This window comes from Methanolobus vulcani (genome assembly GCF_900100715.1).
GTDB classification, from domain to species: Archaea; Halobacteriota; Methanosarcinia; order Methanosarcinales; family Methanosarcinaceae; genus Methanolobus; species Methanolobus vulcani.
Genome location: NZ_FNCA01000007.1, coordinates 95,783 through 119,009, shown reverse-complemented (window position 1 = coordinate 119,009; position 23,227 = coordinate 95,783). Strand labels below are relative to the sequence as shown.

At 41.8% G+C, this 23,227-nt stretch carries 28 protein-coding genes; 7 read left to right on the top strand and 21 right to left on the bottom strand.

Annotation, left to right across the window (positions count from 1 at the left end; all coding sequences use genetic code 11):
- Positions 1-28 precede the first annotated feature (28 nt).
- Together BLP52_RS10915 and BLP52_RS10910 are read right to left on the bottom strand one after the other, a co-directional pair.
- On the bottom strand, positions 29-343 hold the full coding sequence (locus BLP52_RS10915) for a hypothetical protein (RefSeq protein ID WP_091710512.1): 315 nt from the start codon (positions 341-343) through the stop codon (positions 29-31).
- Positions 344-459: 116 nt separating this feature from the next.
- Positions 460-783, bottom strand: coding sequence for a hypothetical protein (locus BLP52_RS10910; protein ID WP_091710511.1), 324 nt, complete (start codon positions 781-783; stop codon positions 460-462).
- A 149-nt stretch (positions 784-932) separates the two neighbouring features.
- On the opposite strand from BLP52_RS10910, the gene BLP52_RS10905 reads away from it, so the two are divergent.
- Positions 933-1,853, top strand: coding sequence for a presenilin family intramembrane aspartyl protease PSH (locus BLP52_RS10905; protein ID WP_091710510.1), 921 nt, complete (start codon positions 933-935; stop codon positions 1,851-1,853).
- 35 nt (positions 1,854-1,888) lie between these two features.
- Here BLP52_RS10905 and BLP52_RS10900 read toward each other — a convergent pair whose 3' ends face one another.
- The 9 genes from BLP52_RS10900 to BLP52_RS10860 form a co-directional block, all read right to left on the bottom strand.
- Complete coding sequence (locus tag BLP52_RS10900; protein ID WP_091710509.1) at positions 1,889-2,356, bottom strand: carboxymuconolactone decarboxylase family protein; 468 nt, start codon at positions 2,354-2,356, stop codon at positions 1,889-1,891.
- A gap of 37 nt (positions 2,357-2,393) precedes the next feature.
- Positions 2,394-3,332, bottom strand: coding sequence for a methanogenesis marker 7 protein (locus tag BLP52_RS10895; RefSeq protein WP_091710508.1), 939 nt, complete (start codon positions 3,330-3,332; stop codon positions 2,394-2,396).
- Positions 3,332-3,928 carry a methanogenesis marker 17 protein gene (locus BLP52_RS10890; protein ID WP_091710507.1) on the bottom strand — a complete coding sequence of 199 codons (597 nt, stop codon included), beginning with the start codon at positions 3,926-3,928 and terminating at the stop codon, positions 3,332-3,334. The genes BLP52_RS10895 and BLP52_RS10890 overlap by 1 nt, the downstream gene beginning before the upstream one ends.
- 4 nt (positions 3,929-3,932) lie before the next feature.
- Entirely contained in the window at positions 3,933-5,174 is a 1,242-nt protein-coding gene (locus BLP52_RS10885) for a methanogenesis marker 15 protein (RefSeq protein ID WP_091710506.1), read from the bottom strand.
- Complete coding sequence (locus BLP52_RS10880) at positions 5,171-5,641, bottom strand: methanogenesis marker 5 protein (protein ID WP_091710505.1); 471 nt, start codon at positions 5,639-5,641, stop codon at positions 5,171-5,173. The genes BLP52_RS10885 and BLP52_RS10880 overlap by 4 nt, the downstream gene beginning before the upstream one ends.
- Before the next feature lie 9 nt (positions 5,642-5,650).
- The gene (locus tag BLP52_RS10875) at positions 5,651-6,085 is read right to left on the bottom strand and encodes a methanogenesis marker 6 protein (RefSeq protein ID WP_091710504.1); all 435 of its coding nucleotides are present in this window, start codon (positions 6,083-6,085) and stop codon (positions 5,651-5,653) included.
- Positions 6,086-6,087: 2 nt separating this feature from the next.
- The gene (gene mmp3, locus BLP52_RS10870; protein WP_338011380.1) at positions 6,088-7,596 is read right to left on the bottom strand and encodes a methyl-coenzyme M reductase-associated protein Mmp3; all 1,509 of its coding nucleotides are present in this window, start codon (positions 7,594-7,596) and stop codon (positions 6,088-6,090) included.
- A gap of 68 nt (positions 7,597-7,664) precedes the next feature.
- Positions 7,665-9,278, bottom strand: a complete 1,614-nt coding sequence (gene atwA, locus BLP52_RS10865; RefSeq protein ID WP_091710502.1) for a methyl coenzyme M reductase system, component A2 — start codon at positions 9,276-9,278, stop codon at positions 7,665-7,667.
- A gap of 249 nt (positions 9,279-9,527) precedes the next feature.
- On the bottom strand, positions 9,528-10,346 hold the full coding sequence (locus BLP52_RS10860; protein ID WP_091710501.1) for an HAD family hydrolase: 819 nt from the start codon (positions 10,344-10,346) through the stop codon (positions 9,528-9,530).
- Between the two features lie 109 nt (positions 10,347-10,455).
- Here BLP52_RS10860 and BLP52_RS10855 point away from each other — a divergent pair, with 109 nt between their 5' ends.
- From BLP52_RS10855 to BLP52_RS10830, 6 genes are all read left to right on the top strand, one after another.
- Entirely contained in the window at positions 10,456-11,181 is a 726-nt protein-coding gene (locus BLP52_RS10855; protein WP_091710500.1) for a matrixin family metalloprotease, read from the top strand.
- Positions 11,174-11,539, top strand: coding sequence for a methylated-DNA--[protein]-cysteine S-methyltransferase (locus tag BLP52_RS10850; protein WP_091710499.1), 366 nt, complete (start codon positions 11,174-11,176; stop codon positions 11,537-11,539). The genes BLP52_RS10855 and BLP52_RS10850 overlap by 8 nt, the downstream gene beginning before the upstream one ends.
- Before the next feature lie 61 nt (positions 11,540-11,600).
- Positions 11,601-13,334, top strand: a complete 1,734-nt coding sequence (locus BLP52_RS10845) for an aldehyde ferredoxin oxidoreductase family protein (RefSeq protein ID WP_091710498.1) — start codon at positions 11,601-11,603, stop codon at positions 13,332-13,334.
- Positions 13,335-13,483: 149 nt separating this feature from the next.
- Entirely contained in the window at positions 13,484-13,867 is a 384-nt protein-coding gene (locus BLP52_RS10840) for a translation initiation factor IF-5A (protein ID WP_091710497.1), read from the top strand.
- Between the two features lie 42 nt (positions 13,868-13,909).
- The gene (gene speB, locus BLP52_RS10835) at positions 13,910-14,779 is read left to right on the top strand and encodes an agmatinase (RefSeq protein ID WP_091710496.1); all 870 of its coding nucleotides are present in this window, start codon (positions 13,910-13,912) and stop codon (positions 14,777-14,779) included.
- Positions 14,780-14,846: 67 nt separating this feature from the next.
- Positions 14,847-15,377 (top strand): GNAT family N-acetyltransferase, encoded by a 531-nt coding sequence (locus BLP52_RS10830; RefSeq protein WP_238380804.1) that lies wholly within the window; start codon positions 14,847-14,849, stop codon positions 15,375-15,377.
- Here the strand turns inward: BLP52_RS10830 and BLP52_RS10825 are convergent.
- The 10 genes from BLP52_RS10825 to BLP52_RS14605 form a co-directional block, all read right to left on the bottom strand.
- The gene (locus BLP52_RS10825; RefSeq protein ID WP_091710495.1) at positions 15,369-15,917 is read right to left on the bottom strand and encodes a winged helix-turn-helix transcriptional regulator; all 549 of its coding nucleotides are present in this window, start codon (positions 15,915-15,917) and stop codon (positions 15,369-15,371) included. The genes BLP52_RS10830 and BLP52_RS10825 overlap by 9 nt on opposite strands.
- 7 nt (positions 15,918-15,924) lie before the next feature.
- Complete coding sequence (locus BLP52_RS10820) at positions 15,925-16,194, bottom strand: hypothetical protein (protein ID WP_091710537.1); 270 nt, start codon at positions 16,192-16,194, stop codon at positions 15,925-15,927.
- A gap of 106 nt (positions 16,195-16,300) precedes the next feature.
- The gene (locus BLP52_RS10815; RefSeq protein WP_091710494.1) at positions 16,301-17,011 is read right to left on the bottom strand and encodes a polysaccharide deacetylase family protein; all 711 of its coding nucleotides are present in this window, start codon (positions 17,009-17,011) and stop codon (positions 16,301-16,303) included.
- Positions 16,986-18,113, bottom strand: coding sequence for a glycosyltransferase family 4 protein (locus BLP52_RS10810; protein ID WP_091710493.1), 1,128 nt, complete (start codon positions 18,111-18,113; stop codon positions 16,986-16,988). The genes BLP52_RS10815 and BLP52_RS10810 overlap by 26 nt, the downstream gene beginning before the upstream one ends.
- Complete coding sequence (locus BLP52_RS10805) at positions 18,089-19,012, bottom strand: lysylphosphatidylglycerol synthase transmembrane domain-containing protein (protein WP_238380807.1); 924 nt, start codon at positions 19,010-19,012, stop codon at positions 18,089-18,091. The genes BLP52_RS10810 and BLP52_RS10805 overlap by 25 nt, the downstream gene beginning before the upstream one ends.
- Positions 19,013-19,119: 107 nt before the next feature.
- Positions 19,120-20,088, bottom strand: a complete 969-nt coding sequence (locus BLP52_RS10800; protein ID WP_091710491.1) for an ABC transporter permease subunit — start codon at positions 20,086-20,088, stop codon at positions 19,120-19,122.
- Positions 20,081-21,019, bottom strand: coding sequence for an ABC transporter permease (locus BLP52_RS10795; RefSeq protein ID WP_091710490.1), 939 nt, complete (start codon positions 21,017-21,019; stop codon positions 20,081-20,083). Before BLP52_RS10795 ends, BLP52_RS10800 begins: the two co-directional genes overlap by 8 nt.
- Positions 21,016-21,840 carry an ABC transporter ATP-binding protein gene (locus tag BLP52_RS10790; RefSeq protein ID WP_202905782.1) on the bottom strand — a complete coding sequence of 275 codons (825 nt, stop codon included), beginning with the start codon at positions 21,838-21,840 and terminating at the stop codon, positions 21,016-21,018. The genes BLP52_RS10795 and BLP52_RS10790 overlap by 4 nt, the downstream gene beginning before the upstream one ends.
- Positions 21,830-22,513, bottom strand: a complete 684-nt coding sequence (locus BLP52_RS10785; RefSeq protein ID WP_154717854.1) for a thrombospondin type 3 repeat-containing protein — start codon at positions 22,511-22,513, stop codon at positions 21,830-21,832. Before BLP52_RS10785 ends, BLP52_RS10790 begins: the two co-directional genes overlap by 11 nt.
- 191 nt (positions 22,514-22,704) lie before the next feature.
- Positions 22,705-23,091, bottom strand: coding sequence for a PepSY domain-containing protein (locus BLP52_RS14605; RefSeq protein ID WP_202905781.1), 387 nt, complete (start codon positions 23,089-23,091; stop codon positions 22,705-22,707).
- Positions 23,092-23,227: the final 136 nt, after the last annotated feature.

The window sequence follows — 23,227 nt, the reverse complement described above, 5'->3', positions numbered from 1 at the left end:
AATCGTATTATTTTGATATTGAAACCTTTCAGGCTTCAGTTGTTATAAATCCATTGCATTCCAGTCGTACATCGATAACAGAATCATCATTTGCATCGATCTTTCCGACTTTAAGGATATTTCCTACCCTGTCAATCAGTTGTGTTTTAGTAATCTGTACCTGGTGGAGATCATTAGAGTCTCTGTTTTTATGTACCACCACTAGACTATGTTGATCGGTCTCGCTCTTACCTAACTTTGACATCATGTTCTTCACGAGCTGCTCAAAGTCAGAGTAGATTAGAATCTCAGAACATTTTCCCGCTTTTTTGATAATACCAATCGGTTCTAAATTAATGCGCATATACGCACCTCTTATAGATAGAAAATATATCTCATCAATCTACTACAATCTAGTTAATATGGTTTTCGGAACTTAGAATGGCATTTTGTCATCAAAAATGATTATAAATAAGTGATTTATCTGTATCTTCGCCTGTCAATTGAATCAATTACGTCGTCCATCTTGATGAGAACTTCATTCATACGTGAATCAAGGTTATTTTCTACACTCTGAACATTGATCCTTAAAGATCGCTCCTTTGCTTCAAGCATATTATCGATCCTACGCAGGCGCATATCCACAGAGAGGATCATAGCAGCCAGTGCACCAACCATTACCATAGCAGCCAGTATGATCAAAGCATTTGCAGGACTGTATTTAAATCTACCAAGCCATTCGTATGTAAGTACAAAAGAAGACACAACCATTACAACTGAGAATAATATATCTCTGGTTTCCATTCTGTTCCCTCATTATTAATATGGGCTTTTTTGCTATTTATATTATTTAACTCTATTTTTTATAAAGAGAATTACTTAAATACTGAACAGAGTATTTACTATACATAATTAAATAATATTCATAGATTTATATATTTGGAGTTGCTGAGTTGAGTTCTGAAAAGACGGTAATCAAAGATTATGCCCCAATGCTTGTTATGGTGGGCATCATACTTGTGGTACAGATCACGGCACTGCTTCTGGCTGCGCCGATGAATGCAAATGATATGCAGGCTTTTGAAAACCCGGACTCGACTGCTAACAGTATTTATTACATAGGTGTGATCCTTGTATTTACTGGCTTCTTGCTGCTGGCTATTAAAAAGAATATGGAATGGGTAATACAGTTAGTAATTCTGCTCGCTGTTGGTGCCACCATGTATTATGTATTCTATGCACTACTTTCACTTGTTGACATATCAATAATGACAAACAACATTGTATCCATTCTTGTAGCTGCCATACTCACAGTACTGCTCTACAAATTCCCGGAATGGTACATCATTGACATCGTAGGACTTATCATTGGAGCCGGAGCCAGTGCAATATTTGGAATATCACTGTCAATCCTGCCGGTAATTGTTCTTCTGACACTGCTTGCAGTCTATGACGCAATATCCGTTTACAAGACAAAGCACATGATAGACCTTGCAGAAGGAGTAATGGACCTCCATCTTCCAATTCTCTTTGTAATCCCAAAACATCTGAGATACTCATTTATTGAGGATTCACTCAAAAAGGAGGAAGGAAAGGAAAAGGAAGCATTCTTCATGGGACTTGGGGATGCAATAATGCCAACGATCCTGGTAGTTTCAGCAAATGTTTTCCTTGTTCAGAAAGCCACCATTGCATCAATTGGATTCATATCCTATCCCGCCCTCGGTGCAATGATAGGAACTGTTATCGGATTTATGGCTCTGAGCATACTTGTCATGAAGGGAAAACCACAGGCCGGCCTTCCATTCCTCAACAGCGGAGTCATTTTAGGATATTTAGCAGGAGTGCTGCTCAGTGGGGCACCACTCTACTAATTCCTTTTACACTTACCTTCAGAAAAGAAAATAATTCAGTCTTCCTCAGGAAGTTCTGAATTTATATTACAAATAGAACAGTTTGAAGATGAAGTAATACCCTGTTCCTCGTCAGTAAAAACAGAATCAACTGAACGAGTACCTTCTGCAAGGACAGCTGCTGTTGATACACTGCTGGCTATGAGGACTGAATCGAATATCTCCTCTTTTGAGACACCAAGCCTTTTTGCAACCCTTACATGGGTCTTCAGGCAGTGCTCACAACGAAGTGCCGATGCCACTGCAATGCTGATAAGTTCCACGGTCTTAGGATCCATGCGTTTGAATTCACGCATAACACTGTTCTCGTAGATCATTCTTGATATGAAAATTTCCGGCATATCCTTCATAAAATTAGTAATATAAGGAATTTCTCCATATCTTTTCTCGACGTCCGCCAGAATTTCTTCTACAGCCTCCTCTGGCTCTTTGTCAAGAAGCTCTTTGATTTTTTCAAGTTCCATAATAACCCCGGATAACTTTCACTGTTTTAAACTATATTTACGCCGTGAATCCAACCTCAGATTCACGTTTGATCTTGACCAATATATAATTTTTCATCCGGGATTTTGTGATAACTGCCATATCTGAAAGCCTGACCCCTTCATCAAATTCAAGATTCTCTACACGCTCATGGAACTCATCATAGGGAAGTTTCACACGCAAGCCATCAAGCTGAAGTGTCACCGGTGCTGGAGAGAATACATCAAATATCTCTGGTATCTGTTCATGAATCTCTTTCATCACCCTTGGAGGAAGCACTGCAAGCGGATCTTTTGCAAGGTCCTCACGCATCTTCTCCACAACTTCCACAACCTTCTCGAGCAAAACATCAAGTGAACTGAGCTCTCCTGGCTTTCTCATACGATGGGCAACCCTGCCGATACCGCCAACATAGAGATCGGCACCAGCGACTTCTTCAGTCTTTACGTTAAGAGGGCCTCCTGCAACGATCTTCGGGACTGTCACACCTTCAAGAAGCTTTGGTTTCTTGTTCTTGATACAATCAGCAAAAGTGCCGAATGAGAATACAGCAAGATCATGCTCATTAATGAGCTTCCTCTCGTAGTTATCAGAAAGTGATACTCGTCTGCCCATACCCCTTGCAAGACCGATCATATTGGTGTTTGCACCACCTCTGCGCATGAATTCCGCAACATCACATGCAGAGTGTGGAAGGTGATGAGAAGCAAGAGTAGGAGAAACTACAGCTATCTCAGTTCCGGTAAGAGGAGCACGTTCCAGCTTGCCAAGAAGTTTCTTTCCAAGTTCTTCAATTAGATGAACATCCTCTCTGGGAATGAGCATCACAAGAGTAACTTCAGTGGCTGCAGGAACTTTCTGAATAAGATATCCTCCAAGGTCTTCCAGAAGTTCGGTGATGAGAGTGTGCTGGTGAATTCCACCCACATAAATATAAGGTTCAAGAACTGCTGCCATTATTCATCCTCCTGAAGTTCCGTTGCAATATCCTGCGCTTCCTGTATCCACTCTTTCTTGAGAATATCCTCGGTCGCAGCAAAAACAAAGACATGCTTGTCCATTGAGTGATAACGTACCCTGAACCCTTCAGGTGTTGCGCGGATAGCCATTTCAACAAGTCTGGACTGAAGTGTCTTCTGGGGGTCTGCAACAACAAGATTCCTCAGGTATTCCACTTCTTCATCCAGATTCTCTGCTGTCAGGATAAGAGTCTTCCTTTCTGGCTGGCGCACACCTGTACGTCCGTATTTCGCCCAGAGCTGTTCAAGCAATTGAGGAAGGTATTTTTCCTGTTCAATTGAAATGGTTATTTCCTTAGTAATATGATTTGTAACATCAACACTGCCCATATCAGATACTTTAACAGTTGGCTGGCTGCCTCTAAGGATTATAGCCATAAGGAAAAGAGAATCCTCTGGTCTTACTCTCACTTTTATTCTTCCGATAGCACCGCCAAGTACCAGTTCAGTGATTATGTCCGCAACTATGCTCTTGTAGGCATCGCCCTCTTCCGGTACCGTGGACTCTACAATGAAAGTCTCAAGAGGTTCCATAGAATTACTCCTCCACGTATCCTGAAGCCAGTAAAGCACTTCCTACAGCACCGATAAGGTGAGAGTTCGGTGGTACAAGGACATTGATATGCAGCAGTTCACCAAGAGCTTTTGGAACTCCTTCGATAAGGGATGAACCTCCTACAAGGATAAGTGGCTCCTTTACATCGACTTCCTGAAGCTGCTGTTCGAATATCTGCTCAACGACACTGTGGCATGCTGCTGCTGCAACATCCTCAGGTGTTGAACCCTTTGCAAGTGAGTTGACAAGTGACTGAATACCGAAAACGATACAGTAACTGTTCATATCGACATTCTGTTCCATACCCTTAACTGCAAGGGCACCCAGTTCTGTAATATCGACACCAAGCCTCTTTGCAGTCATATCAAGGAAACGGCCTGATGCACCTGCACAGATACCTCCCATGGTAAACATTCCGGGAATACCATCATCAACAGATATTGCCTTGTTGTCCATACCACCGATATCAATTACAGTTGCATGACCTTTCTGGGTATCAGCAAGATAAACAGCACCCTTTGAGTTGACAGTGATCTCTTCCTGTATGAGTTTGGCACCAAAGTGTTCACCGATAAGGAAACGTCCGTAGCCTGTAGTGCCGATCGCCTGAATATCCTCCTGCTTGACACCGGCCTCTTCAAGTGCCTGATTGAAAGCCTCTGTGGCGCTGTCAATTACCTTGATGGTCGGTACCCAACCGGAACCTATGATCTCATTGTCCCTCATTATAACAGCTTTTGTGGTCGTGGAACCGGAGTCAATTCCTGCGGTGAGACCACTCTGCTTTTCTCTTGCAAGCAGATGCCTGCGCCTTGCGATAGTTGTGAGAGCTTCCATACGTGTCAGCAGTGTTGCTGCAGTTGTACGCTCTGTAAATGAATAACTGATAACCGGAAGCTCAGAATGTTTATTGATGTAACGACGGACTTCATTTCTGACAATCGCCGCTTCTGCACATCTGAAACATGAGGTGATAAAAACACCATCTACATCAGAGAGACCTTCCACAACAGCCTTTGACCTTGCCATCATCAGGCGAAGATCAGGACTGGCAGCCTCAATACCAAAATCCTTGCCAATATCATCCAGTATGTCAATCTCAATTTCAGGATAGACAAGTTTGGCATTAACACTTGAAGCCACAGATTCCAGTTCCCCGTGCACACCTGCGTATTCGGAACCACACGATACAAGTGCCACTTTTACAACAGCTTCATCATTCATTCTGTTGCCTCCTCTGATTCTCCTTTGACTTCATCAAGTGATTTCAAAAACTCTGCGATCCTGTACACAAATTCCTGGCCTTCATCATCATCTTTTGGGAATTCCAGTTCCAGAAGTGGCATTTCACGGCTTCTGATAAGATACTTGGTAAGTTCGTTTGTACGGGCACATCCCATGCAACCAAAGGCCATTGGAGATTCCCCTACAATGATACCGGCCTCAGCCTCTTCGATCATCGGGCCTACTATAGCCATCCTGCCTCTGACACCTGCAGGAACTTCAACAGCTGCATACTTCAGACCGTGCTTTGGTTCCTCTGCTGTAATATTCATAGGTGGTGAATCAACACCAACGGTCGTGACCTTTTCCTTTATCTTTTCCATCATTGCCAGTGGTGTGTGACCGAACCTCTGCACCAGGTCAGAAAGGATCAGACTGTTTGTAGGGTATATGATAACTTTAGCCATGGTATTGCCTCATAAGCTGGATTCAACTATATCCTGAAGATCTTTAACTTCAAGTTTTTTCTTGTGTTCTATCTCTTTAAGCGGAACATGCTTATCGTATTTGTCAAGCGCCTTGCCTATCATCGGAAGCATCATTGCCTCTTCCTTGAGGAAATAGAAACCTGGCCTTGAACCGCCTCCACGTGAAGCACGGCAACGCCTGTCATCACCAGGAGGGAAACCTCTCTCTTTTACGAAAATATGATTCTTATCAAGATCTACGATCTCTTTTACTACTTTATTCACAGCCTCTCTCGGACCTGTGACCATTGTCCCGAAACATGTTTCCTTGATGACGATATCAGTACTGGATTCATATATCTTCATGGCAGCATCGATAGGCAGCACAGTGTCAGAACTTGTGACAACAAGTTTTGTTATGACATCATTGTTCTCTTCAGCCATTCTCATTCCTCCTTGCTGCTCTCTAAGACATACATTAGGTCGCCATCCTTGAAATGTTTGAGTTTCTCAGGGTCCAGTATCTTTCCGATAATGTTGGTGTTTCCAAGTCTCTCGCCGGTCGGACCGAACAGGTCATCATCAGCTAACTTCACACCTATCATTCCAGCTCTCTTTGCAGCCTGATTTGTAACACCTATCTCACCTGCAATTGTCTTTGCAGGAGTGTTCTCCGGGAAGATCTCCTTATAGGATTCCGCTGGCTTTTCAGCCTTGAAGATATAGGTGTTCTCGTAGGTCATCATCACAGGAAGTAGACCTACAGGGTCGTACTGAAGACCCACTGCATGCCTGAAGAAATCAAGGGTCTTTGGGGCAAGATCATCATAAAGCTCTATCTTTACAAGCATCTCAGGGTCAACGCCCTGCACTGTTACTTTCTTTTCATACAGGATCTCAATAGTAGTTGATGGAGACTGTTTTACAATAAATCCATCATCACCAGTGTAGCCGTCCCTGGTAATCTCAATATCCTGCCGTGCCATTTCCGCTTCTGCCTCTGCATTGGTCATTCCAAGAAGCATTATCTGGTCAGGAACGGACTCGAGCATGACCTTCTGGCCTTTTTCTGCAATCCTTGCAAGCTCAATTCCCTGCACAACATGACCTATTACAGAATGCATAATAGATGAGGTGCGGGCATCGGTTGAAATAAAGAGTTTTCCGGCACCGTATCCCACGGTTCTCACAAACACTGAACCTGTTGAGCGTGCCTCAAAATTCTCGTAAGTTACCAATTCACCCTGGAAACGGTGATCGGATATAAATGAAGTTGAAAGATAATCAATATGGAATGTTCCATCCCTTGTTACTGCAAAGAAGAACTCTGCACCTTCGGGAGCAAGAGAGTCTATTTCAATCTTTATGTAAGTGAAAATGCGATAACCCTCTTGAAGTTTTGTTGAAAGGTCTGTGGTAGAGATGTGCTCTCCTACTTTTTCCCATTCGACAACCGGTTCGACAGATAATATCCTGTCACCCCTGTCAAGGTCTGAAATTACATGTTTTCCGCTTATCAGCCTTGCAAACACACCTTCTTCAGGTGCACCATATTCTGCGGAGTGACGTGTTTTACTCACGATAAGGTGGGTATTCGCAGCATCGCCACCACCTGCACCAAAAAGCATTGTGAACCTTTCCATATCGGAATTCTCACGTGCAGGTTCCATATCAGTACTGAAAGGACCAAAAGCAAGAACATCCTTGTTTGTCCAGCGCACAGGAAGTTCTGTAAGGTCTTTAAAAAGAGAGATCCAGCGTTTAGAAGAGGGAGAGACTTCATTGAGGAGTTCTATTTTAAACTCACCTTTTGAGGTCTTCACAAGATATTCCTTTGAAGCCTGTGACCTCTGATCTTCCTTTTCTATAAGAATACCAATTGCTGTACCCTTTTTGTAAGGGGCGTTTGACACCTTGATGGCGTCCTCAAGGGTTGAACTTTCGGGTAATTTCAGTTCCTGTCCGTTGATCTCTACCGTTATTTCGCCACTCGTGCCAAACTCCTCCGTATATGTCTAAAATATCATGTCTCTGCTGCTTCCAGACGCTCTTGTTCGGTAAGCTCTGCCAGAACGGTCTTTGGTTCCCCTACACTGACGATCTTGCCATGCCTCATAAGAGCTACACGATCACAGATCTCTTCCAGGAAGTCCATATCATGTGATACGATGACGAATGTGTCACCCATTTTCTCACGTGCTTCCAGAATGGATTTTGTGACCTCTTTCTTTGTGAACGGGTCCATTGTTCCCGTTGGTTCGTCCATTATGATGATATTAGGTTCCTTCATCAGGATCTGGGCAAGTGCAACCCTGTGCCTTTCACCTTCACTAATCTCATCTGACATCTTTGATAATATAGATTTTGCCTTCTCTTCAGTAAATCCGGTCGCTATCAGGGTATTGATAGCTTTTCTGACAGCAAGCTCGTATGGAAGGTCAATTCCTATGGATTCAGTAAGGTTGTCAATGATAGTCCTGTGTATGTAAAGACCATATTCCTGGTGCAGAATACCCATGTACTTTACAGCACGTCCTCTGCATTCAGGTCCGGGTTTTCTCATATCCACCCATTCCTCACCGACGCGTACCTGTATGTCACCACTGGTTGGCTGCACGATACCCATAAGGACTTCTGATGTAGTTGTCTTTCCGGCACCGCTTGTACCTGCAAGGCCGAATATCTCTCCTTCTTTTACATCAAAGGAAATATCGTTAACGGCGTAAACAACACCTCTGCTTACAGAAATATACTTCTTCACAAGATTATCCACCTTGATAAGAGGGTCACCTACAACAACGTCACACTTCTTTTCCACAGTGCAGATCATCTGCATGAACTCTTTTGCAACTTCAGAAGGTGCGCCTTCCTTGACGATTGCACCATCTTCAAGAATGATAGCTTTGTCCGCAAGGTCTTCAACTACTTCAGACCAGTGGGAAGTAATGACCATTGTCATGTTATAGTCCTTTACTGCCTTTGCAATGACATCGTGGACTATTTCTGCTGTCCTTGGGTCAAGTGTACCGGTTGGCTCATCAGCAATGAGAAGCATCGGATCTCTTACAAGCTGACGGGCAAGTACTACTCTCTGCTTTTCTCCACCACTGAGGTCACGTGCCACATGCATCATACGGTGTGAGAGTTGAACCTTTTCCAGCAGCTCAACTGCACGGGAAACAGCGGTCTCGCTGTTAACACCGATCTCTGTCAGTGAATTTACTACATTGGTTATAACCCTGTCATCACCATAAAGCGCAAATGTACGCTGGAGCATGATAGCGATCCTCTTGGTGATCTCACGTCTGTCAGAATCATGCAAGGAAAGTTTAATGAAATCAGCTTCGAAAGGTTTGAGGGTATCTTTACCACACATTGGACACTGCTGTCCTGCTTTGCTTGGCGGTTCCATATGTCCGCACTTTTCACATCTTGCAAGATGGTATATTACCTCTCCACTGATACCTTCGTACTCTTCAACACCACGCAGGACGTGCATCAATACTGTTTTGCCCGAACCGCTCCTACCAAGGATACCGAGAACTTCTCCCTCGTTGATGGTCAGGTTTATATCTTTGAGAACTTTGACACCATCAAATTCAAGTGTCAGGTTTTTGACTTCAATGAATAATGCCATTTGATTTCCTCCGCCCAGGGGTGCATAGGAGTCCTGTTTCACTAATAATGATATGCATATCTACTCAAATTACTTAACGGTTTTGCAGACTACACACAAAACTAGCTCTGCTGGAACCCATGCAGACCTGATAACAAGTTTTTAGCGATCTTTTTAAAGAATAACTGTTGGATTATTGAACTCAATACATAAACATAACGCATCTGCTTCGCGGTGTTAACTTCTAAAAAGAGGAGACACTACCTGATTTTATGAAGTGATGAGTTCTCCCATATTCTTTATAATGTTTACTACGTCGATGATATTGCCTATGATAATGTCCGCAGAATCCTTCAACACCTGAGGACGCTCATCTCCCTGCTGAGAGGTCAGAATTCCAATATCAGCTGCCCTTAATGCAAGTATATCGTTCATCCCATCACCCACCATGACAACAATATCATGGTCATTTTTCAGGTTTTTGACTATCCTCTCTTTATCATGGGTTGTGGCAACTGGAAAAACATCTTTCATAGGGATCGACAATGAAGATGCTAGAACCTGCAGGTTTTGTGCGTCATCTCCTGAGGCTATGAAAATATCAACACCAAGTTCCCTGACAGTATTGATAGTCTCTAAGGTGCTGGAATACATCCTTCCGCCTGTGCTAAGAACATAAGGAACCTGAGATTCCAGGGAATCAACTACAAGACCTGCTGCAAGATAGGAGATTTCAGGACAGCGGCCCTTCACGTGTGAAACCACATCATAGATATCCCTCACTTTTACAGTATTCCCACGGATGACACGGTAAACATCTTCCAGTTTGAAAGGGCTGCTTGAACAACTTATGCCCAAAGGAATATTGTACATATCTATGAATTCCCGAAGCTCAAGGTCATGGGAGCATTGCCATAAATCATCAAAGCGGGTACGCAGGACCACAAGTGCCCTGTTAGCTTTTTCAGCAACTAAAAGAGTTGTCTGTATATCTTCAAGTACCGAACCATCACTCATATCCTTTGCAACACGATACATATGCAACAGTGTCCCGGCACTGTCAAAGACAACAGCAACACGTTTTTTCATAAATTGTGATAGGATTAATCAAATATACGTTTACTCCTTTACTGCAGATTCATAGCAATACAGACTGCCAAATAACTAATAAACAAACAGAAACAATTTCAGAACACCAATGAGCAGAACTAACCTTATCATAAAAGTCCTGATAGTTATTGTTTTGCTGGCTCTTGCTTTTGAGGGTATGCGCCATACGGATTATAATGAACCAGCAATAGTGTCACAACCGTGGGACCACAGCCCTATTACAGTTTATATTGATGACACTGACGTACCGGAACATTACAGTCCCAGTTACAAAGAAGACGTTCTGAGTGCCCTTGAATACTGGGAAAAAGGAGGGAACGGACAGCTAGGATTCCAGCCTGAATTTCAGATAGTTGATACCGATAACGCTGATATACTGATAATGTGGGTGGATAATCTTGAGAAGGATGCAGGCTCAGCAAATGGAATTGCAGGATTTACAAGACCATATATCGTAAGCGGTAAATTTGAAAGAGTAGATATTGTCCTTGAAGCAGGAAATTACGAAGGCTATGCATGGAGACAATATGGAGACAGTTCCATGGAAGACATAGCCGCACATGAAATTGGACATGCGCTAGGACTTGGACACAGCGATGACAGAAGCGACATCATGTACCCGAAATATGACCGTCGGGATAATCTTGATCCACTTCTCTTCAACTCCACCCGCTATGTTCTTCTGGCTCTGCTGATCGGAGCGGTATTTATAGTTTCATATCATGGCACCGGATGGCTCCGGTACAGAAAACAAAGAAGAAAGCTGGAAAAGGATGTTTTCAGTGATCCTGACGGAGAGAGCAAAAATGAGTGATATGACCATCTTCCAGGCAATCCTGCGATATTTTGGCGGAGAGATCATTGATTTTTCAGACTACGTGGTTGATCTTACAGAGCTCACACAATTTCAGCGTGAAGTCCTCGAGGAAGTCAGGAAAATACCTTATGGTGAAACAGTAACCTATCAGGAACTTGCCTTTCGGGTTGGAAGAGAAGGTGCTTCCAGAGCTGTAGGTTCTGCTGTTGCAAGGAACCCGTATCCAGTTATCATCCCCTGTCACCGTGTAGTCTCATCTTCCGGGATCGGAGGATTTTGTGGTGAAACCTGCGGAGAGAAGGTTGAACTTAAGAGAAGAATGCTTGAAATGGAAGCAAACTGCAAAAGAAAATAAATGATGAAAAAGATAATAGATGGTTGATGGTGGGTTGGAAGAAAAACAGATGGGGTAAAACATGTACGGATGGACGGGAAGAACAGTTATCATTGACCTGGACAACAACTCGATCATAGAAACAAAAACTAAAAATACGTATGTTGAGCAATTTATAGGAGGACGTGGTCTTGGATGCAGACTTATGCAGGACTTTGCCGACCCTGAACTTAATCCGCTGAGCCCTGAAAATCCTCTGATACTTACCACCGGACCTCTCACAGGAACCTCAGTTCCCATGTCCGGACATTTTTCTATCACATGTAAATCTCCTCTCACATCAACAATATTCAGCACAAATGTAGGTGGCCACTTTGGAGCCGAACTCAAATTTGCAGGCATTGACGCCCTTGTGATAACAGGTAAAGCCGAAAAGCCAGTCTACATCAGCATCTATGACGAAGAAGTGGAAATATTAGATGCCGAATATCTATGGGGAAAGAACACTGCTGAAACAACATCCCTTCTTGAGGAAAAAGGGAAGGTTACCTGTATAGGCAAAGCCGGTGAGACTTTTGTCAGCATGGCAAACATCGTTAATGACAGAATATATTCAAGCGGGCGCGGCGGTCATGGTGCTGTTGCAGGTTCAAAGAATCTCAAAGCTATTGTTGTAAAAGGCACCAATAAAATAGAGGTTGCAAATCCTGCTGAATTTGAAATGCTTGTGGAGAAAGCAAAGAAACTGCTAATTGCGAGTCCTCCGGCTTCCAAAGGACTCAAAAAATATGGCAGCTCCATAATTACAGACCTTCTGGATTATATGGGAACTCTGCCAGCTATGAACTTCCGTGAAAAGAAATTCCAGAAAGCAGACAAACTTTCAGGCGAGGAACTCAACAATACATTCCATTTAAAAGAGGCACCTTGCTACGCTTGTCCCATTGGTTGCAAGCGAACCGACCAGGATGGGAGACCTGTTCCAGACTATGATTCAATATGGGCATTCGGACCGAACATAGGAAATGATGATATCGGACTTGTCAGAGAACTTGATGGTATCTGCCTTGATTATGGACTGGACCCCATCTCTGTTGGAGCTGCAATTGCAGCCTATATGGAAATAAAGCCCTGGATCACAATGGAAGAGATCAAAGAAATTGTCATTGAGATCGGAGAAGGAACACATTATGTGTGTAAAGGATCACATGATTACCTCTATTCAACCGGAAAAGAGGAATGTGATACTTCAGTGAAAGGTCTTGATATTCCGGGATACGACCCCAGGGAAATCAAAGGCATGGCTATTGCATATGCAACATCAAACACTGGCGGCTCACATTTAAGTGCATTTATGGCAGGTCCGGAGATAATGGGAAAACCCATACTTCTTGAGAGGAACAAGTTTGATGGAAAAGCTGCTCTTGTATTATATTTCCAGGACCTTACAGCAGTAATTGATTCTCTGGTGATGTGTCCTTTCACAATGCTTGCGGTGGGAGAAGTTGACTTTGCTGCGCTCCTGAACAATCTAACCGGAAAGAACTATTCTGCTGAAGAATTACTGAGGTCTGGTGAAAGGATATTCAATATGGAAAGGAGGTTCAATCTGAAAGCAGGTATCACTTCGGAGAAGGACACACTTCCTGAAAGATTCTTGGAGGATGGTGGCATTGATAGAACTGAGTTTGAAAAGACCATACAGGATTATTACCACTTCAGAGGATGGAATGCAGAAGGCATACCTGAAGAGGATAAACTGAAAGAACTTGGTATTTTCGAAGAAAAATGTGAGAATGACTGTTCTGCAGAATGAAGAGGATATAAATACATATATAATGGAATCCTCTATTATTACTCCCGATTAATGCGGAATCAAAGGTTAAGTTCATATATAGCATCAGGAATTATACCCTTAGACCTTTTAAGCTCATAAATAATTGTTACGATTATGGAGGATTTTAAGTGAAAATACAAGTTGAAGTTAAAGAACTTAAAGAAGGCAAGTACGTCATAGTAGACGACGAGGCCTGCGTTATCAAGAGCATATCCAAGTCCAAACCAGGTAAACACGGTTCAGCAAAGGCAAGAATCGATGTAATCGGACTTTTTGACAACCAGAAGAGATCAATTGTAGGTCCTGTATCTGATAAGATCTACGTCCCAGTCGTCGAGAGAAAGAACGCACAGGTACTTTCCATTGCAGGCGATGTTGCACAGCTCATGGACATGGGAGATTTCTCAACATTTGAAATGAGTATTCCTGACGAATACAAGGACAGGATAGTAGAGGGTGAAGAAGTATCATACCTCACCGCAATGGGTAAGATGAAGTTCGATCTCAGATGATCGAACCAAAACTTTTCTTATCTTTTTTTCATTACTGAAATTATGTTTTACAAACCTGATATGATGGACGCACTTGCAGACTATGAAACTGCAAGGTATGTCATATTCGGTGTTCCTTTTGATGCTACATCTTCATTCAGATCCGGAAGCCGCTGGGCTCCTGATGCGATGAGAAGAGCTTCAGTGAACTTTGAAACCTATAACCAGTATTTTGATATTGATTTTGAAGATCTGCTCATTCATGATATCGGAAATTTTGAGCCTTATTCTTCTGTGGACGAAACACTTGATGATCTTTACCATGCAGTAAGACCGATCGCAAGAGATGGAAAGATCCCTATTATGATGGGCGGAGAGCACTCCCTTACTTATCCCTGTGTAAAAGCATGTGCAGAGGAAGCAGGAGAAGATATCGGCTTTGTTGTGTTGGATGCACATTTCGATCTCCGTGAAGAATATGGAGGAATCAGGAACAATCATGCATGTGTTTCCAGACACGTTCGCGATGACATCACAGATACCTATGTAACCATAGGTGTTCGCAGCGGGCCAAAGGAAGAATGGGTCTATGCTAAAGAGAACGCCGTCAAATACTACACTGCAGATGATGTCCGTGAAATTGGAATAAAACAGGTCATTTCCGAGGTCAAAGAATATCTTGGTTGCAAGAAGATCTACCTGTCACTTGACATGGATGCACTTGACCCTGCATACGCTCCAGGTCTTGGCACACCTGAACCATTCGGACTTACAGACATCGATGTTCGTGAAGTTATACGTGCTCTGGCACCAATTTCCGTTGGATTTGATGTTGTGGAAATCTCCCCTGAATATGATAATGGAATAAGCGCACTTCTGGGAACGAAACTTCTCAGGGAATTCATTGCTGCTCACGCCGCAAGTGAGAGATAAAACTACAGGAAATTAGGCACAAATTCCTGCCTAAAAACTCATTTTTACTCAATATACCGGTGATCCTGTGAAAATTTCAATAAGGAATGCTGAAAAAGATGATATTGAAGGAATAATGAGTATTGAGCATGAGTCATTCCACACCAATATAGCTGAAAACAGCGACACTTTTCTAGAAAGAATAGAAACCTTCTCACACGGTTTTCTTATCATAGTAATCGAAGGTGAGATTGCGGGGTATATTTCCTCGGAGCTCTGGGATTATTCAGAGAACATCGACACTGGAAAATTCGTTCTTGGACACAGCATTGCTGAAACTCACAGAAATGACGGGAAGGAACTTTACATATCATCCATCGCAGTTCTGAAAAAGTATCGCGGGAAAGGGTATGGTAACGCTCTTTTCTCAGAACTGGAAAAGCATATCACATGCAAATATGAAATAGCAAGCATTATCCTCATCGTTTCAGAGAACTGGCATGCTGCAAAAAGTATCTATGAAAAAAATGGATTCCGACAGGTACATGTAATTTCCGGATTCTTTGATGATGAGAACAATTCTGATGCAATTGTAATGAGGAAAAACAGATCAAACTGATTGCAAATCGTTCTTACTCTTTTTTTTATCCAGTTCCCACATATCGATGAAACTATCAAGAAGGCTATCAAGAAAACTTTCTTTATAGAGAATCAATAATTCAGCAACAAGCTCAGGATCAGTAACGGTGAAGTTACTTATCCTTCCTACCTTCTCTTTTGTAATAACTCCCGAGCCTGCAAGCTTGTTAAGGTGCCAGGAAACCGTGGAAGGAGAAAGAGCAACTGCATCTGATAATTCCTTATTGTTCATGGTGCCATTCTGAAGAAGATTAATAAGAATATGCCTGCAGGCCGTTCTCCTCAAAAATGAGAGAATATTTTGCTCATCCTCCCCGAACTTCCTGTCTTTTACAAAATAACGCACATAATCTTCATCCTTAATAGAGTATATCATATTCTTCTTCTCCATATAATGAAGATTATACTGTAAACTACCTATTACTATATCCAGCCGCCTTGTAAGTTCTCTCAGATGAACACCAGGTGAATCCCTGATAAGTTCGTAGATCCTTTTTCTAGTCTCTAGTTCAAATTCCATCGTCGATCTACTCTTTGGTTAACAAGGCAAGGGAAAACAACAGCAGAACTATGAAATTCAGGAAACTGCCCCAGAATTCAAGATAGTCCCCTGCTGCGGGGAAGAAAATATTTGATGCGCTTAAAAAGCCCATGATAGCATAGAAGAAAAAAGCCATGGAAACAAGAAACATTTTCCTTCTACGCTCTCTCTGATAAGCAAGGAAAGAGATTATAAAAAGCAGCAGTGCCAAGACACCTGATATAAGTCTGACTACCTGATCCGGCTCTGATATCATATTTAAAAGATGAAACGAGATATATAAAAGACTTATTGAAAAATAATTCATGCTATCTTAAAGGGAGCACAAAAAAGAGATGAACAAAACTCTCATTCTTACTCGTTTACACCAGATACTCAGCCATTTCCCTTATTCTGAGGAAATCATAATCCTTTGACTTGAAATGCCTGATAATAGCACGCAGATTATTCAGGGCGGTTTCACCTGTATTGAACTTACAATCATATCTGATAGGCGTCTGTGACATATCCACAAATTCCCAGGGATGTACAAACAATACAGGATCATTCATACGATCGAATAAGGGCAGTGTCATGGAAAGTGGCAATCTGATGAAAGATGAAGTTATTGTCGCAGGCAACCTTATGATTCTTCCAGTTTTATAGGTCTTACGTGGAAAAGGTGGTTTATACTTTGCAATTGAAGAATCAACTGTAAAACCATTATCCTGCAGGATCCCAACATAGCTTACAGGAAATTTTAGATTCGGAGCCCTGAATGATTCGACATCTCCCAGATCATCAAGGACAGACTTCGCCATGGAGATAGCTTCCATTGCTTTTTCCTTATTAATATGATCGAATCTTTCGTGAGCATAACCATGACATCCAAGTTCATGACCCTGTTCTGATATTGCAGAAATTGCCTCTGGATACAGTTCAGCAACCTTTCCGGTGGTGAAAAATGTAGCTTTTATGCCTTCCTGACGGAATAGTTCCATTAACTTTGGAAGTCCTTCCTCGATCCCTCTCATGGTATCAAGCATGGGCGGACAATCCTGTTCAACGTCAATTGAAATGACTATTTTTTTCATGAATTAACTCCGCATAAACATCTGATGTCAGTTTTGCAACATCCTGCCACTTATATTCATCCAGTTTACTAAAAGCATTCTCAGATAATATATCCCTGAGTTCCTGATCCTCAATAAGTCTTTCAAGATATTCCAGCATCTGACCAGAGTCCTCCACAAGAAATCCGGTCTTTCCGTGTGTAATGATATCGGAAACACCACTATTATCCCTTGCAACTACCGGTACCTTTTTTGCAAACGCCTCAAGGATAGCTATCCCAAATGCTTCATCTCTTGAAGCCATAATGAAAATATCAGAACGTTCCAGGAGGGAAAAGACCACGCTTCTGGAAACCTGGCCAGTGAATATGAAATTGTTCTCCATACCCTGATTTTTGACCTTTTTTTCAAGGCTTTTTTTCAGAGGACCGTCACCAACCATCAAAAATACAAGATCCGGATTCCTTTCGATCAATTCTGGTGCGATCTTAACAATATCGGAAACACCCTTTTTCAGCGTCATCCTTGATACAGTAGTGACCATGGTCTTTCCATTAGTATCAGGCAACACGATGGCATCATCAGTAAGCGAAGCCAATACATCAACCCCATTGGGTATCGAATATACAGGCCCTTTAAACATTACACCTGTGTCTTTTTGCACCGCAGAACTGACAGCAATAACTGCATCAGTATATCTCAAAAAGAATCTACCAGCCATATGCAAGGGAATTCTTATTAGACTCTTACCTGTCAGAGAATGATTTGTAATTACTGTCGGAATCTGAAGTAGCCTTGAGAACATAAGGGAAAGCAATGCCATTGGAGAATCCAGGCCGTGCGAATGTATTATATCGTAATTACCATGTTTTAGAATATCATAAAGCTCTTTGTAGGCGTAAGGAACTAAAAAACGGGAATCAAGGCTTTTTCCCTTCAATCTTATAACAGTAAGACCTTCAGCAGGAGTAAATTGATCAGTACCTTTTTGGTTACGTGTTATTACGTGTACTTCATGCCCCATAAGAAGAAGATTTCTCGCAAGTGAATCGAGTGCATATTCTATGCCACCGATCTTCGGGTAGTACCAGTCACTTATCATTGCGATCTTATACTTTTCCAAAATGTTAGTCCTCCAAAACGTATCAAATAAAAAGAACCGATAGCGCTGGCTATCACATAAGATATTGTTCTTTCAAGAACAACAATTGCAGAAGCAGTTATCATTGGCATACCAAAAAATCCCAATGCTGCTACAAGGCCGCCTTCTACTATTCCCAGTCCTCCCGGCGTAAGGGGAATAGAACCCAGTAACAGATACAGAACAGATATCAATAACAATACACTAACAGATACATGGAGACCTAGAGCCATTGTTATGAACTTGAGCCTCATTACATCAAGAACCCATACAGCACTGGAAAAAAAGAGAGTGGACAGGAAAGCACCACTAAGCTTTTCAGAATACTTTTTCAATGAAGTAACGAATTGCGAGAGCAGTGAGCGGGACAATCTTATGATGTAATCCCTGAATAAATATACCAGGAATATGAGGGCTACGAAAACCAGTGTCAGATAACCCAGATTAATTGCCCATTTGAAGATATTCTGGCAAAATGGCAGTATCAGATAGAACACATAGATTGCCATAAGTCCCACAGGAATTGCTTCAACTGCCCTTTCAAACAAGATAGATACAAGGGAGTCAGGATAAGTTACACCATAGTCTTTTTTCACCCAGAGCATCCTTAGGGGTTCACCACCTGCTCTGTTAGCTGGTGTCAGATTGTTTATGGGAATCGCACCGAATATGATCGGAAAGAGAGAACGTGCTTTCAGTTTGTAACCCAGTGAGTTAAGAACAGTCTTCCACCTTAAGGCAAAGATGTATACACTCAGGATATATAGTCCCAGTGCAATGACCATATCAGTCATATGTACAGTCTTTAAATATGAAAACAAAGACACAGTTGAGGAATAAATATCAACTCTGTAATGTAAAAAGGACAAAAGTAAAATCATGATGAAAAAACAACTCAATATTTGCCTGTATCCTTTCATTACTTTGCACCCCAACGTATCTAAATATTAACATTGATTTCTACTTATTTATATACTATTGGATAAAATCAGACGCTCCATGCCTCCCTATTCCTGTACATTATGAAAGCATCTGCAAATATACCTGCTGCAAGCAAGCCAAAGACCGAAACAATATTGAACCATTGATCAGCCAGTATATCCGGGAATGGCATATCATTATACTTTGTCTTGACACCGAATATCGCAAATCCGGCTCTTTCATAATGTTTTGTAACAGACAGTTGTTCTATAAAATCCCTGGTATTCTCATAACCACTGAACTTTGCCATCACAGCTTTTTCCTGTGGCTTGTCAAAGCCCATGCTCTTAAAGAACCCACCTGGAACCTGATTATCCGGATCCATTGTGTCTCCTATCTGAGGAAGTACCAGAACAAAGACCAGCCATATGGTGAAACATATCATCAAAGCGTTGGAAAGGCTTTTTTGCTGAATGGACAGGAAAAATGATAGCGTGAAGAACACCATTATATAGGCAATTGAAAGGATCACAACAGCGAGTATCTTGTAATAGTCCACTGCCGTCAGTGAGATCCCTCCTATTGCAAGGAAACTTGCAAGGATCATTGCAGCTACAAATACTATTGTCAGGCTGACAAAGAGGAAATTTCCTGTAATTTTACCAAAGACTATATCCTTTTTTGTTATCGGTTTTGAAAGGAGTAATTTCATTGTTCTTGTATTCTTTTCCTTTGCAATGCTAAGGTAGCCTAATAGGATGCCGATTATAGCTCCGATTATCTCTATATAATCCACTACACCTCTTAATAGATTAAGAGGGTACAATTGAGGTGCTGCTTCGGTTGGTGTTTTACCCATGGAAAGGAGTAATGCCAGTGAACTTTCATACTGGCTGACCTGGCTTTTGAACACCAGTGTTGAAACAAGAATGGAAGTTGCAGTCAGTACCAGCAATAATACTAATATAATGCTGAATGTCCTGCTTCGGAAGATATCCTGGAATTCTTTCTTTGCGATAGTAAGCATATTATTCATAAATATCACCCCTGGAAATATCGAATCCGGAAACTGATCTTACAGATACGCCCAAAGTAGCTAACAGCCATATTACCAGTATAGATAAGCTTATAAGCGGAGGGTATGCCACATAAGCTGTAGTTGTTGTTTGCTGCAGACCTAAAGTCAATGATGATAGCACTTTATAATGTTCCGAGATTGAGAAAGGGTACAGTACATTGTGAATTGCTGAGAGCATCGGACTGTCAAGGATATTCGTCTGCGGTAATACAGGGTTAAGTGAACTTGTAGGATAAAGAGCTGAACCCATTTCAGGTAGTGCAAATGTTATGAGCACCCATATTATGATAGGAATGAGAAGAGCGGTAGCACTTTCTTTTTTCATCAATCCAAAGCTTAGACCAAGAAATCCAAAACCCAGCATATAGACATATGAGATCGCATAGAATTCTATTAAATTCAACAACAGAGCTGAAGATATCTGTGACAGTATGGCTACGGAAATAACACTTATTATAAGAGAAACTCCCGTGATTGCAAACAGAACCATACTCATGGAGATAAGTTTACCCATAAGATAGTCCTTTTTTGTAAGTGGTTTGGAAAAGAGTATTCTTACAACACCAGCTTTCTGATCCTTGGTTCCAATAGCGTGGCCTATAGTAATAGCAAGAAGCGAACCTATAAGCACTACATAGATGATCATGTTTTTAACGATATCAAGCGGTGGAAGATTACTGAAAGGCGAAGGAGGGATGTTCTTTCCTGCTGCGGTCAATGTCAGGACCGATTGCTGGTACACACTCTCAACCGTATGCTGAGATGACCATCCTATATACGTTGAGGCAAGTGTTATGAGAATAAATACGGAGAGGATAAGGAAGAATGTCCGTTCCCTGAAAAGATGCCTCACTTCATTCTTTGCAATATCAAGGGACAGCATATTCATTCCTCTTTGCTGTTTTCAATATTCAGATAAATGTCTTCAAGAGATTTTTCATCCCTGAATCTCTTCATGGTATTTGAGAGAGAATCAAGATAGATGAGATTCCCGTGGTTCAGGACACCTATGGTTGAACAGGTCTTTGTGACTTCCTGCAGCAGATGTGTGTTCATGAAAATGGTGATACCCTTTTCCGAATTTAGACGCAGTATGACATCCCTTAATTGCTTTACACCAAAAGGATCAAGACCTGATGTAGGTTCATCCAGGAACAGTATCTCAGGCTCATGGATGATAGCCTGGGCAATACCAATCCTCTGCCGCATGCCTTTTGAAAGAGTACTGATCTTTTTATGTGCATACGTTCTTGCATCAAGAAAATCAAGCACATCCCATATGCGGCTATCCGGTTTACTAATTCCTGACAATCTGGCAAAATAATCAAGATTCTCATAAGCTGTCATTGAATCATAGAAACGGACATTTTCCGGGAGATAGCCGATCTTTCTCCTGACTTCCAGAGCTTCTTCAACTATATCATATCCTGCAACAGTCCCTGAACCCGAGCTTGGTTCAAGGAGCGTTGTAAGCATATTGATCGTTGTTGTCTTTCCTGCACCATTATGACCAAGGAAACCGAATATCTCACCTTTTTTTACCTGCAATGTCAGGTTATTAACGGCTGAAAAAACACCGTACATTTTTGAGAGATCATGAATATCAAGCACAAAAGAGGAAGAAGTTTCCTCTTTTGAAGAAGCTTCTTTTGTAATATCTTTCATTTCCTCTTTTTCAGACATATTTTCAGAGAGGAGATCAGTCTGCAAGTTCAGCTCCTCCTGCATCTTTGGTTACATCTAATGTCTGGCCCTGGTAACCTGCAGCATTCACCATTACAGATATATCTAACTGATTTTGATCCTTGTAATAGAGACTGTTGGGGTTTGCACGATAATGGTTTGTACCCTGCTGTGTATCAATGTGTATTGATTTTGTTTCCATTGGCTGCAAGGTGAAACCTTGGAGCTGCAGTTCATAAGACTGTGTACTGCTTGTGTTTACGTCATTTATAGAGTAATAGACACTGAAGTTATTTATTGCGGAATTACCAGTATTCTCAAGAATTACTTCCAGATGGTCTGGAGCATCTTTCTTAGCCACTTCATCATAATTGTTCTCCACGAGAACCTGTTTGATTACAAATCCGTTAGTACCGGATGCAACATGTGGAACTGTATCTACCAGAACAGGATTATTGTCCAGGTTGTCGTTTATTCCGTCACCGTCGGTATCAGCATTCAGAGGGTCGGTTCCCAGTACATTCTCAGCATTGTCAGGTATTCCGTCACCGTCTGAGTCAACATTATTGGTAGTAGGAGCCTGATTCTGAGACGTGGTAGCAGCAGAATTTGTGCTTGATGGTGAATTGCCTGCACATCCCGATATAGCTATTACCGCTACCATCAGCATCCCTAAGATCACCAAATTAAATCTTTTCATAATATAATCTCCCGAATAGGGATATGTTCCACTAAGTGGAACATTCCAATTTTGAAATTTTGTTGACCAACAAAAAAAATAAATACCGGAAAAGCTGACAGGGTAATTGGCTATTACGTGACAGACTTTCACGGAATTAAAGGAACTTTGTTTGAATATGGTGGTACTAATATTCAGACAGGTTCCTTCTCTTAATCTTCGTTGTTGGTATCTATACTAAGCACCTGGCCGTTTCCTGCATCAACCTTAACATCCATGTTTCCTGATGATGTAAGGATCTCTACTGAATAAACGACGTTTCCGTTCTCATTTTCCAGCTCAACTTTACCAGGAGTTCCTGGGATCTCGTTGAGTGCAACATTTACAGCTGTTTGTTGTGAAATTGTTGCATACTGTTGGAGTGCCTGAGCTTCCTGATTCTCGGTCATCGTACTATCCTGAATAACAACCGATGAAGTGTAGGCTGGTTCCTGAGCGTCCTGTCCGTCTAATCCATTGTCAGATGCAGAAGATAGCTTATCTGTGTGGAGTGCACCTGCTGTTCCAATAGCTCCTACTGCGAGGGATACTGCTAACAATGCACATGCAATCAAAGTCCATCTTTTCTGATTTTCTTTTACGTTCTCACCTCCTGAACAATGATTGTATAAGATTGTGACATATAATAGCGATTATGGTACAGCTATCGAATATTAATACAGTACTCGAACAATC